The sequence below is a fragment of the Gordonia asplenii genome, from assembly GCF_012933505.1.
GTDB lineage: Bacteria > Actinomycetota > Actinomycetes > Mycobacteriales > Mycobacteriaceae > Gordonia > Gordonia asplenii.
On the sequence record NZ_JABBNB010000014.1, the window covers coordinates 51023 to 63844 of the forward strand.

Here is a 12822-nt window from a genome sequence, read left to right on the forward strand (position 1 = left end):
CCGGCTCGACAACCCGCTGTGACACGAGTGAAGATTGTGACTATGAAGATCTGGGTGAAACGTGCGCCGATAGCGTTGACGGCAGCGGTGGCGTGCGGCCTGGCGATCTCGTCATGCGGAGCCCAGAATTCGTCGGACACCGCGGCCGGTGCGGCCAACGAATTCGCCAGCGCATTCGCCCGCCAAGACGCCACCGCGGCCGCCGACTCGACCACCGCGCCCGGCCAGGCGTCGGATTTCCTGACCGCCACATTGACCGCGATGCACGCCGGGCGGGTCGACGTCGCGGTGCACAAACCCGTCGAGTACAGCGACGGCACGGCGTCGTTCTCGATGAAGACCACCTACACCTGGGCGAAGGATCGTCAGTTCGAGACCACGACGGCCGGTACGCTGCGCAAACTGTCGTCGGGGTGGAAGATCCAGTGGGAACCGGGGTTGCTCTACACCGGCATGAGCCGCGACGCCCAGCTGCGCGAGATCCGCACCGATGCCACACCCGCGCCGACGGTGCGCAGCGCGTCGGGCAAGACGTTCATGTATCTGCAGCCGGTCAATCAGATCGTGCTCGACCCGTCGAAGACGAACAACGTCAAGGCATCGGTCGCCGGTCTGGTCCGCGCCATCAGTCCGATCGCGCCGCTGATCACCGCCGATGTCGTCAACCAGATGCTCGCTCGCAAGCCCGGCGAAGCGATCATCGCGGTCACGCTGCGCAACTCGGACATGCAGGTGCTCGCGAGCGATCCCGCGAAGGTGGCCGGGGTGTCGATCAACCGGACCGGGCAGCTGGTGATGGCCGACCGTCGGCTCAACTCACCGCTTGAGGTGGGACTGACCAATTACTGGCAGGCCATTCGCGACGCGACGTCGGGGTGGCAGGTCCAGCTGGTGCAGCCCGGTCAGCGGCCGGTCGCACTGGCGGGCGAACAGGGACCGGCCGGGCCCAACGTCCCCACGTCGATCAATCAGCAGGTCCAGCTGACCCTCGGTGACGCCGCGGTCGAGGTGGCACAGCCGGCCACCATTCTGGCGCTCGACGCCGATTCCGGCGGCATCCTGGGCATGGCGCAGAACGACGCCGCGGCCGCCCGTGGAATCAGCCTCGATCAGACCTACCCGGTCGGCTCGACGCTCAATCAGGTCTTCGCGACCGTCAGTCGCGTGGCGTCGTCGTCGCCGGTCACCGACGAGACCCTGCTGGACCGGTTGGGGCTCGGCGTCAAGTTCACCGTCCCCGGCGCCGCCGCCCCGATGGCGGGCAACAATGTCGGAACGATCGACTACAAGACGACCGGTTTCGCTGCGTCGATGCTGAATATGGGCGCGCTGGGGGTCGCCATGGCCCGCGCCGCCGACAATGCCCCGACGTCGGTCGCGCCGTTCGTCATCGCGGGTACGCCGACGAAGGTGACCGGCGGCGAGCTGGGCCCGCTCGATTCGGCCCTGACCACGCCCATTCTGGCGGCGATGTCGATGACCGCCAAGAACGGCGATGCCAGCGACCTCACCCGTGCGGGCGGACTCAAGGCGCTGGTCGGGACCAATGGCCCGCAGGGGCCGGGCTGGTTCGTCGGAGTTCAGGACCACAAGGTCATCGTGATCTACACCGAGGGTGCGCAGTCGGGCACCGCCGCACTGCAGGTGGCGCAGAAGTACTTCACGATCAAGTAGTCGTCGGGGCCGCGACCGCGCGGTGGCGCACCCGCACCACTCGGGCGATGGCGCGCCAGCCGAGGAAGAACAGCCCCAACGCGCAGGTGGCAACGATGATGAAGCTCAGCTCCGTGCCCTGGTGCAGAATCCAGCGCAGCAACATGCCGACCGCGACGGTCAGGATCCACACGACGATCCCGGTCGGCATCCGGTCCGGATGGAAGTCGCTGTGCAGCAGTTCACGCGCCCGGACGTGGGAATACAGGTAGCAGATCGACCATCCGGCCGCCGCGCCGACCGCGAACGGCCACCACGCCTGCAGAAAACTCAACGGATCGAATCCGTGATGGTGGTTCAACCGGCCGATCACCAGGAAGGTCGTGACGGCGACGAAGTCGAGGAACGCGGTCAGCGGTTTCGGGAGACCGGCACCGGCGTTGCTGGCGGCATCTGCGACGTTCGACATGGTGGCGACAGAATAGCGCTTGGGCTGTGCCCGACGCACCTTCGCCGGTCGCTCAGGCGGGTGACTCCGGACGGTCATCGGCGTCGGAACGGGTGGATTCTTCGGCGGCCAACTCGGCGTCGATCGCGCGTTTGTCCTGGTCGAGGTCGGCGTCGAGATCTTCGGCGTCATGTTTGATGGTGCGCCGGAACATCGCGAGGATCACAATCCAGCCGAGGACCGCGATGAACACGTAACTGATCATGCGATAGATGAGAACGGCGGTGATGGCGTCGGCGGCCGGCATACCCGACGACGTCAGCGCGGGGACCAGCACGGCGTCGACCACGCCGATCCCGCCCGGCAGCAGCGGAACCGCCGAACCCACGGCTTTGCCGGCGGCGTAGGCGACCATCAGGCCGGAGATGCTCGGGTAGGTGCCGATCGACCAGCACGCGAACGCGAGACAGGCGACGTCGGCGACCCAGTTGAACAGGCTCCAGCCGAATGCGATCGACGCGTCGCGCTTGTTGAGTTTGACCGCGCGCAGCTGATCGAGGGTCTCGATGAGCTTGTCGACGCCGTGGTCGGCGGGTTTGTTGCGGATCTGGTTGTACCAGCCCAGCGCGCGGGTGCCGCCGGAGCGCACCGAGTCCGGATTCTTCGCCAGATACTGCATGATCACCGCGACGGCGATGAAGCCGACGATGGAGAAGATGATCGAGAACGGGCTGGTCTTGGCGCCGGCCATGATCGCGCCGCCGAGTCCCAGGACGGCGAGACCGACTCCAGCGAGCAGCCCCGACATCACCACCTGCCACGACGCCACCACCGGGCTGGCGCCCCACTTGCGGGTCTGCCGGTAGGTGAATGCCGGCGCGAGGACTTGACCGCCGGGCATCGTCTGGCTGACCGAGTTGGCCGCGAACACGACGGCCGCCGACTTCCACTGTTGAACCACCACGCCGGCCGAGCGCAGCAGTGCGCGCTGGACTTGAGCGAAACTGTCCATCGACAGCAGCGATGCGATGACCGCGGCGAACACCCATCCCCACTGCAACTCGCCGATCCGGGTCCATGCCTCTTCGAGTTTCGGCCAGATCAGCACGCCTTCGACCGACAGGATGCCGATCACCAGGGCCAGCAGGACCCATCGGATCCACCAGAGTCGCTGCTTTCGCGCAGCGCCGGTGGTCTTGGTCATGACGTTCACCATAGCCTTTGCCGCGCGAACAGATTACTACGCAGTAATGCCGACGGGCTGCGGCGCGATCCGCCCGGGTGGAAAACCATCAGTACGCTGGGCGGTGTGGCAGACACAGGACGCGAGCCGGCCGCCCGCCCCGAACCGTTGATCGATTCCCGTCTGATCGACCGCGAAAAGGTTCCGCCGCTGATCCGGGCCGCCGCCGAGTGGAGTTGGCGACTGCTGGTGATCGGTGCCGCCGCGATGGTCGCGGTCAAATTCTTCGACCGGTTCGAGACCGTGATGGTCCCGGTGGCACTCGCGATTCTGGTCAGCGCGATGCTGGTGCCGCTGGTCGACGCCATGGACCGGATCGGCCTGCCGCGCTCGCTCGCCGTGGTGATCGCCATCATCGGGGCACTCGGCGTGCTGTCGGCGGTGATGACCTTCGTCGTCGAGGAGTTCATCAAAGGTGTTCCAGCGCTGGTCAGCCAGGTCACCTCGACGGTGAATCTGGTCCGCGACTGGCTCGTCAAGGGCCCGCTGGCCATCGGCGACAAACAGGTCGGCAGCATCGGCAACGACTTCACCTCATTCCTGCAACACAACCAGGACAAAGTCACCAATGGTGCTCTCGCCACCGCGACCACGGCGTCGGAGATCGTCACCGGTGCGCTCCTCACCCTGTTTCTGGTCATCTTCTTCCTCTACGGCGGCGGCCAGATGTGGGAGTTCATGACCCGCGCGATCCCGGTCGGCAGCCGCGCGAAGGTCCGCACCGCCGGGGTGGCCGGATTCGGCACCCTGGTGGGCTACGTTCGCGCGACCGTCGCCGTGGCGCTCGTCGACGCCGTCGGCATCGGCACCGGCTTGGCGATTCTCAATGTGCCGCTTGCCCTTCCGCTCGCCTCGCTGGTGTTCCTCGGCGCATTCGTGCCGATCGTCGGGGCGTTGGTGACCGGATCGCTGGCCGTCCTGGTCGCGCTGGTCACCAACGGATGGATCGCGGCGGTCATCGCCGCCGCCATCGTCATCGGTGTGATGCAGCTGGAAAGCCATGTGCTGCAACCATTCCTACTGGGCCGCTCGGTTCGGTTGCATCCGGTTGCGGTGGTGCTCGGCATCGCGGCCGGTCTCGTCTCGGCCGGAATCGTCGGTGGACTGCTCGCGGTGCCGCTGATCGCCTTCATCAACACCGCGGTGCGCAGTCTGCACGCATCGCCGGACGAGCAACATGCCGAGCCCGACGATCCGGCCGACGACTCGTCCGACGCCCCACCGCGCAGGCACGGAGCGCTCGACGAGAAGCGCATGTACGTCGCCGAGCCCGACGAACCGAAATGGGATGGTGCGGGCGAGAATCCGGGCACGAGTTAAGTGACGACGCTCGACGCCGACGGCGAGCGGCACCCGCGGCGGATCGACTCCGGCGACGACCCGGCGGGACCTCTGTGGCGAGCCGCGCAGGTCTTTCGCGGGCTGTCGGTGCTGTACGCGTTGGGATTTCAGATCGCCGTCAACGCCGACCTGCTGTACCCGGCGACCACCTGGGCGCTGTTCGGCCTTCTCGTCGCGTCGTCGGCGGTGTTCGCACTCGGCTATCTCAACGGCTTCGCCCGAAACTGGTACTGGATCATCGCGGAACTGCTGATCACCTGCGGGCTGCTGATGACGACGTGGCTGGTCGCGGGCGACGACTGGGTGGCGAACAACCAGACCTGGCCGACGACCCTGTGGGCCACCAATGTCGTACTGTCCGCGGCGATTCACGGCGGCCCGGTCGCCGGTGCGATCGTCGCCGCGGTCGCCGCGGGGACCAGCTTCTTCGTCAAGGGCACGGTCAGCCTCAACTTCGGGCGCAACGCGACACTCATCGTCCTGCTCGCGGTGGGCGTCGTCGTCGGGCTCGCGTCGGTGAGCGCCCGACGGTCCCACGCCACCCTCGTCGCCGCGATGCGGCTGGCCGCGGCAACCGAAGAGCGGGAACGACTTTCCCGCGAGGTGCACGACGGCGTGCTGCAGGTGCTGGCGTTGATCGCCAAACGCGGCCGCGAGATCGGCGGCGGCACAGCCGAATTGGCCGAGCTCGCCAGTGAGCAGGAGCGTGCGCTACGGCAGCTGCTGACCTCGACCGACGTCGACGTGGGCGCCCCCTGCGACGACTCCGCCGGTCGAACCGACCTCGGCGCGCTGCTGAGAAGGCATGCGGCGGAACGGGTCTCGATCAGCGCGCCGCGTGAAGCGGTCGTGGTCGAGGCCGCGCTGGCACGCGAGCTCGACGCGGCGGTCACCAACGCACTCGACAACGTCGTGCGGCACGCGGGCCCCGACGCCCGCGCCTTCGTGCTCGTCGAGAATCTGGGCGAGCAGGTGGTGATCAGCATCCGCGACGACGGCGTCGGCATCGAACCGGGGCGACTCGAACAGGCGCAGACCCAAGGACGGCTCGGCGTCGCGCAATCTATCGTCAAACGCATCGAAAGTCTCGGTGGCAGTGCGGTTCTCGACTCCGACCCGGGACTGGGAACCGAATGGGAGCTGACCGTGCCCGTGGCAGTGGACAGGAGAACGTGATGGGTGAGCAGGCAGTGCGGATCATGGTCGTCGACGATCATCCGATGTGGCGCGAGGGCGTGGCCCGCGATCTCACCGACGAGGGATTCGACGTCGTCGCCACCGCCGACGGTGTCGGCGCGGCGGCGCGGCGCGCACAGGCCGTCACCCCCGACGTCGTGCTGATGGACATGCAGCTGCCCGACGGTACCGGTGCCGAGGCCACCGCGAAAGTGCTTGCCGTATCACCGAACTCACGGGTACTCGTACTCTCGGCGTCGGATGAGCGCGACGATGTGCTGGAAGCGGTCAAGGCAGGGGCGACCGGCTACCTGGTGAAGTCGTCGTCGAAGGCCGAACTCGTCGACGCCGTACGCGCCACCGCGGCCGGTCAGGCCGTCTTCACCCCCGGACTCGCCGGACTGATCCTGGGGGAGTACCGGCGCATCGCCGCCGCGCCCGACGCCGGGCCCAACGTCCCGTCGCTCACGGCGCGGGAGACCGAGGTGCTGCGCTATGTCGCGAAGGGCTTGAGCTCCAAACAGATCGCGACCCGACTCACGCTGTCGCATCGGACCGTCGAAAACCACGTGCAGGCCACGCTGCGCAAACTTCAACTCGGCAATCGGGTGGAGTTGACGCGATACGCCATCGAACACGGGCTCGAATAGAATTGCTCGCTCCGCTCGCGTGTCGGGTGGCGCTGATCTCGCGCTCTTCACTTCGTCGTCGTTGCGCCGCGATGCCGCGTGAGGCAGGGGTGTGGGGAGTTGCGGGCATCGCGACGCGACTCCTCCTCGTTCCAGAGCGCGACGCGCCACCCGAACGGTCTGGCTCGTTGCGCTCGCGTGGCCCGAACTGTCTGGCTCGCTCCGCTCGCGTGTCGGGTGGGGAGTTCAACCCGCAAGCTTGAGTAGAGCTACGCATCCGAATCGGACGTCGGCGTGCGACCGTGAATCAATGACTGCCCCAGATCCCCGTCCGCCGTCGACGCTGGCGATACTCGATCGGCTCAGCGCCGACTGCGCCGACATCTCCCGCCGGGCCTCCGCGATGACGACCGAACTCGCGCAGGTCCGGCATTTGCTGTCCGAGCAGGACGACGCGCGGATGTCAGGTCCGGTCGGCCAACAGGCTGCCCCGCCGATGGTCCCGCCGCAACCGGCGTCGATGATGCCCGGCTTCGCTCCGCCGACATACGCGCCACCGTTCTATCCGCAGCAGGGGCCACAGTGGATTGGCCCGCCACCGCCACAGCAGCCGATGCCGCCGGTCCCGACGCCGCGTCCCGCGCGGCCTCCCCGTCCGCCCCGTCCGCCGCGCTCGTCGTCGCAGATCATCGGCCGGATACTCGCCGCGCTCGGCGTCGGCGTCACGTTGATCGGCGTGGTGCTGTTGCTGGTACTGGCCGCGCAGGCCGGGCTGCTGCGCCCGGAGCTGAGGGTCGCCGGCGGCGCGGTGTTCGCCGCGGCGTTGCTCGGTGCGGGTGTTCTGGTGAGCCGCAGGCGAGGCGGCCGGGTCGGCGGAATCTCCTTGGCCGCCACCGGAATCGCCGCGGGATACATCGACGTGATGGCCGCGAGCGTCATCTACCACTGGTTGCCCGCCGCGGTGGCGCTGATCATTGCCGGGGTGATCGCCGGTGCGGGACTTGGTATTTCGCGGTGGTGGAGCAGCGAATGGCTCGGTGTCGCGGTGATGGTGCCGTTGCTGGTTCTCGCGCCGATCATCACCGGCGGCGTCGACTTCTCGTTGATCGCCTTCATGCTGGTGCTCTCGGCGGCTGCCCTGTGGGTCCCCATTGGCAGAGACTGGCTGGGGTTCTATGCGGCGCGCACCGCGGTGTCGACCATCCCGCTCGCGCTGGGACCGCTTGCCGCGCAAGGCCGATTGACCGGCGACCAGCTGGCATTGCTGCTCAGCTGCGCGGCGCTGAATGCTCTGCTGGCCGTGGGATCGGCGCTGATCGTATTGCGGCCCACACGTTTTCGTCTGGCACTCGGCGTGATCAGCGGAGTCGGGGCGGTGCCTCTCGCGCTGTCCGCCGCTATCGTCGATCCACGCATCTGTGCCGCCGTGATCGCCGGGTACGCGCTGATCATGGTGGGACTGGGTGCCTTCGGGGCGCGGTTGCCCGGCGTGACGCTCGCCGTCCGGATCGTCTGGTTCGCCACCGCTGCGCTGGCGTGCGTCGTCGCGCTGCCGATGGCGTTCGAGCAGACCGTCGTCGTGCCCGCGCTGCTGGCCGTGGCATTCGGTCTGGCGGGCGCGTCGCTGATCACGCCGTCCGACGCCGAAGCCGCCGCGTTCGCCACGATGATGCGCGTCGTCGCCGCGGCTGTCGGCGCGCTGGGATCTCTCGGCCTGCTCGCGCTGTGCCCGCCGTGGGACCTGATCGTCGCCCCGGATATTGCTGTGGGACAGTCGCTTTCGGTGATCATCGCGAGTCTGCTCGCGCTGGCCGCGACGGTGACGTTGGCAGCGTCGGTCCAGCGGGCGACGTCGTCGGCGGACACCGGGCGGCTGGTCTGGGCGATCGCCGCGGTGGCCGCCGTCTATCAGTGCACGCAGATCGCCGTGCACATCGGGATCCTTGCCGGAGGCCGTGACGGTGGCTTTCTCGGCGGGCACATGGCTGCGACGATCGGGTGGGTGGTGGTTGCCGCGGCACTGCTGGGTTATGCGACGCGGATTCGCGGTACCACCCGCGCCTTGCTCGTCGGCGCCGGGCTGGCGCTGACCGCGGCCGCGGTCGGCAAACTGTTCCTCTTCGATCTCGCGACACTCGACGGGCTGTTCCGGGTGATCGCCTTCATCGTCGTCGGGCTGGTGTTGCTCGCCCTCGGCGCCGGGTACGCCCGGCTGCTCGACAATGCCGACGACACGGCGCCACCACGCCAGTAGACTCGGGTGCCGCCGGGGTGAGGAGGCCTTCCTATGAACGAGTCCGACGCCGAATTCGTCGACGAGGTCGCCGATGTCCTGTACGAACTTCCCGGCGTGTGCGCCGTCGCTCTGGGCGGTTCCCGCGCGTCGGGCACCGCGCGCGACGACAGCGATTGGGATTTCGGCCTCTACTACCGCGGTGAATTCGACCCGGACGATCTGCGGGCCGTCGGTTGGCCGGGGGAGATCTTCGACGTCGGCGCCTGGGGCGGAGGAATCTTCAACGGTGGCGCCTGGCTGCGTATCGACGGACGCAAGGTCGACATCGTCTACCGGGACCTCGTCGTCGTCGATCACGAACTCGGCGAGGCAGCTGCCGGCCGCTTTCACTGGGAGCCGTTGATGTTCCACCTCGCCGGCATCCCCAGTTACCTGGTGCTCGCCGAGCTCTCGGTGAATCGGGTGCTGCGTGGTGAGCCGCTGCCGAAACCCGACTTCGCCGCGCCCCTGCGCGAGCGCGCGTCGCAGCTGTGGCGAGGCAACGCTGACCTGACGCTCGGTTACCTGGAGAACTACTACGCTCCGCGCGGGCAAGTCGGCGAGGCCGCCGCAACATTGGTCACGGCTGCCATGCAAACCGCGCACGCGGTGCTCGCCGAGCGAGGCGAGTGGGCCGTGAACGAGAAGCGTCTCATCGATCGTGCGGGGCTGCGCGGCATCGACGACATCGTGCGGGGAATGTCGGACGATCCCGCAGTCCTGCTCGCCGCGGCCGCGGCGGCCCGCAGCCTCTTCGCACGTCGTTGAGCAGTTCCGGCCAGACGTCGGCCGGTCAGCTCAGTTCTGCTGATTTCGGCTGCGCCGCAACAGATCCTGCACGCTGATCTGCTCATCGTCGTCGCGTGCGGCGCGCTTGCCGCTGGAATCGTCGTCGGTCTGACCGCGCAGGTCGGTGGACATCCCACGATTCATCGGCGAACCCTGCGGGACAGTGCTCGACGGGCGGGTGCCCTCCGGGTTGACCGCGGCGGCCAGCGGGCGTCGGCCGGTCTCCTCCAGAGTGGGACGGCGACCCAGCGGCGAGGAGCCACCGGGCATCGGCGCTGGGCCCGGCGGCGAGGTGTGCCGATTCGGTACCGCCCGCTGCCCGGTGGGCTGCGCGGTGGTCACCGGCGGCGTCGACGGTCGACTCGGCGCGGGAGTGGCCTGATTGGCGGGAGCGGCCGGTGCGGGCGCGGGCCGCTGCTGCGGCGGGGGCGTGGGTGCCGGAGCGGGCGGCGGTGTCGGGGCTGGTGCTTGCGGGACAGCCTTCGAGCCGCCCAGCGAGATACCGCCCTTACCGAGCCGCCAGCGCCCGGTGTCGGGGCCGTTGCTGTTGCGCTTGTCGCGACGTGAGGCGATCGGCGGGCGTGGAGTGGCCGGTGGAGGTGTCTGCGGAGCGGGACCGGGCGGACGTGCAGGCGCGACGGGAACCGTGCCGCTGGGGCGGGCGTCGGGAGCCGGGGCGTCGACGACACCGGTTTGCGGTCCGGTACCGGGCAGCGGCCCGCCGGGCTGCGGGACCGGACGGCGGCGCGGAGCGGCAGCGGCGCGCGGTCGATCGGTGACCGGAGTTGTCGACCGGGTCCCCTGCGCGGAGAACGCACGGGTGGGGGCTTCGGCGATCAGCGTGCCCGCCGACATCGGGCGGTGTGCCCGCGACGAGTCGCGGAGTTCGTCGGGTTCGTCGTCGAGGACGGTCTCACCGAGGCCGACCTTCTGCTGCAACCGCTGCATCCAGCGTGGAGCCCACCAGCAGTCGTCGCCGAGGAGTTTCATCACCGACGGCACCAGCAGCATGCGGATGATCGTGGCGTCCAGGATCAACGCGGCGATCATGCCGTAGGCGATGTACTTCATCATCACGATGTCGGACAGGCCGAAGGCGCCGGTCACGACGACGAGAATCGCGGCGGCCGCGGTGATCAGGCGTCCGGTGTGCGCGGTTCCGGTACGGATCGCCTCGGTGGTGCTCGCGCCCTTCTGGCGGGCTTCGACCATCCGTGACAGCAGGAAGATCTCGTAGTCGGTGGACAAGCCGTAGACGATTGCGATGATCAGCACCAGCATGGCCGCGAACAGCGGGCCGGGGGTGAAGTTCGCGATCGACGCACCGTGGCCGTCGACGAAGATCCAGGTCAAGATGCCCAGTGTCGCACCGAGGCCGAGCGCCGACATCAGTGCGGCCTTGATCGGCAGAATCACCGAACCGAAGGCCAGGAACATCAGCAGGCTGGTGACCAGCACCAACAGGACGATCATCACCGGCAGCCGCGATAATAGCGCGTCGATGGAATCCTGCGTCAACGTCGGGGTGCCCGACACGAACATCTTGGTGCCGTGCGTATCGATCTGGCGGAGCTTCTTGATCGCCTCGCCCGCGGTGGTGCGGTCGACGAGGCCGGCCGACATCTGCAGGACGCCGTAGTTGCCGTACTCACCGGACTCCGAACTGTCGGCCGCGGTGCTGAACTTCTTGGTGAAGCCGGGAATCTTGTTGGCGTCGGCCGCGATCTGATCGAGGGCGGCGCTCTGCTCACCGTTGTTCGGATCGAAGGCGATGACCAGTTTGATGCCCTCGGTGCGTTCGCTGGGGAACAGCTTGTCGAAGTGTTCCTGCGCCTGCCGGTTCGGGTTGTCCGGCGGCAGGTAGGCCTCGGAGATGCCGCCGAAGGCGATATTGCCGAACGGGATGATCAGGGCCAGGAGCAGCAGAATCGTCGGGACCGCCGTCTTGACCGGGTGGCGCATGACCCAACCGGACAGTCGGCCCCAGAACCCGTCCTCGATCTCCTTCTTCGTGCGCGTACGGCGCAGGAAGGGCAGGCTGAGCATGTCGATGCGCGGGCCGAGGATGCTCAGAATCGCGGGCAGCACGGTGATCGACAGCAGCGCCGCCAGGCTGACCGACGCGATGGCGCCGTAGGCGACCGACTTGAGGAAGCCCTGCGGGAACATCAGCAGACAGGCCAGGGCGGCCACGATGATCGTCGCCGAGAAGGCGACGGTCTGTCCGGATGTCATCACGGTTCTTCGGACCGCGGCTTTCGTCGAATAGCCTTCGGCGAGTTCTTCACGGAAGCGGCTGACGATGAACAGGCCGTAGTCGATGGCGATGCCCAGACCGATCAGCGTCACCACGGACTGCGCGAAGATGTTGAGTTCGGTGGTCTGGGCGAGGATCTTCATGATGCCCAGCGACCCGGCGATGGTCAGACCGCCGATGAGGACGGGCAGACACGCCGCGACCACGCCGCCGAATACGAAGAACAGCATGAGCGCGACGATCGGCAACGCGATGACTTCGGCCCGGTGAATGTCCTCGTCCATGCCGTTGGCCATCGCACCGGCGACGGGTTGCAGGCCGGCGAGTTCGAAGGTGGTGCCCTGCATGCCGTAGTTCTCGGCGATGCCGGAGAACGCGGGTTCCACGGCCTTGAAGTTCGCGAGCACCGACGTGTCGTCGTTGCCCTTGATGCCGATGCTGATGAACGCGTGTTTGCGGTCCGCGGTGAACATCCGGGCACGCTTTTGATCGAGGGCCGCCTGGGTGGCCGCCGATTTGTCCCCCAGGTCGAACGGATCGATGATGCCGGGAGTGTTGCGGTCCACCGAGCCGGGATACTTCTTGACCAGCGCATCGATGAAGTTCTCGATCTTCACCCCGAACTCGGGGTTGTCGACGGTGGTGCCCTCCGGCGGGGTGATCAGCAGGATCACGTCGGATTTGTGGTCGCGTCCGAGCGCGGCGTCGGCGAGCCTGGCGCCCTTGTCCGACTCCGACGTCGGGTCGAACCAGCCGCTCTGGCTCAGATACTTGTTGAGGTCGAGGCCGTAGAGACCCAGACCCGCCATGAGGGCGATGAGTACCGCGATGACAGCGAATCTCATCCGGTACACGAATGTGCCGATGGCTCCGAACACGAGCGACATTTCCTTTCGTAAACCGCTGACCCACGTCCGTTTCCGCGATCACATCCCTGGCTGGGATGCTCGGCGAACACGTCCGCAGAGCGCGCAGACGGCTAAGTCTTGCAGGTGGGCCTGAGTGTCACCT

Annotated in this window: 9 protein-coding genes; 6 read left to right on the forward strand and 3 right to left on the reverse strand. The window is 67.7% G+C overall.

The window, feature by feature from the left end:
- The first annotated feature begins 42 nt into the window (after positions 1-42).
- Positions 43-1674, forward strand: a complete 1632-nt coding sequence (locus HH308_RS14640; RefSeq protein WP_170194964.1) for an NTF2-like N-terminal transpeptidase domain-containing protein — start codon at positions 43-45, stop codon at positions 1672-1674.
- On the opposite strand, the gene HH308_RS14645 is transcribed toward HH308_RS14640, so the two are convergent.
- Together HH308_RS14645 and HH308_RS14650 are read right to left on the reverse strand one after the other, a co-directional pair.
- On the reverse strand, positions 1667-2122 hold the full coding sequence (locus HH308_RS14645) for a DUF3054 domain-containing protein (protein ID WP_170194965.1): 456 nt from the start codon (positions 2120-2122) through the stop codon (positions 1667-1669). The two genes, HH308_RS14640 and HH308_RS14645, sit on opposite strands and share 8 nt — an antisense overlap.
- Positions 2123-2174: 52 nt before the next feature.
- Complete coding sequence (locus HH308_RS14650) at positions 2175-3305, reverse strand: lysylphosphatidylglycerol synthase transmembrane domain-containing protein (RefSeq protein ID WP_170194966.1); 1131 nt, start codon at positions 3303-3305, stop codon at positions 2175-2177.
- A gap of 105 nt (positions 3306-3410) precedes the next feature.
- On the opposite strand from HH308_RS14650, the gene HH308_RS14655 reads away from it, so the two are divergent.
- From HH308_RS14655 to HH308_RS14675, 5 genes are all read left to right on the forward strand, one after another.
- A complete protein-coding gene (locus tag HH308_RS14655) occupies positions 3411-4664 on the forward strand; it encodes an AI-2E family transporter (protein WP_312870600.1) in 1254 nt (417 codons plus the stop codon).
- Positions 4665-5861, forward strand: a complete 1197-nt coding sequence (gene macS, locus HH308_RS14660) for a MacS family sensor histidine kinase (protein WP_170194967.1) — start codon at positions 4665-4667, stop codon at positions 5859-5861.
- A complete protein-coding gene (locus HH308_RS14665; RefSeq protein ID WP_170194968.1) occupies positions 5861-6511 on the forward strand; it encodes a response regulator in 651 nt (216 codons plus the stop codon). Before macS ends, HH308_RS14665 begins: the two co-directional genes overlap by 1 nt.
- Before the next feature lie 289 nt (positions 6512-6800).
- Positions 6801-8744 (forward strand): DUF2339 domain-containing protein, encoded by a 1944-nt coding sequence (locus tag HH308_RS14670; protein WP_170194969.1) that lies wholly within the window; start codon positions 6801-6803, stop codon positions 8742-8744.
- A 33-nt stretch (positions 8745-8777) separates the two neighbouring features.
- Positions 8778-9533, forward strand: a complete 756-nt coding sequence (locus tag HH308_RS14675; RefSeq protein WP_170194970.1) for a nucleotidyltransferase domain-containing protein — start codon at positions 8778-8780, stop codon at positions 9531-9533.
- Between the two features lie 30 nt (positions 9534-9563).
- Here the strand turns inward: HH308_RS14675 and HH308_RS14680 are convergent, their stop codons facing one another.
- Entirely contained in the window at positions 9564-12689 is a 3126-nt protein-coding gene (locus tag HH308_RS14680) for an MMPL family transporter (protein WP_170195053.1), read from the reverse strand.
- Positions 12690-12822: the final 133 nt, after the last annotated feature.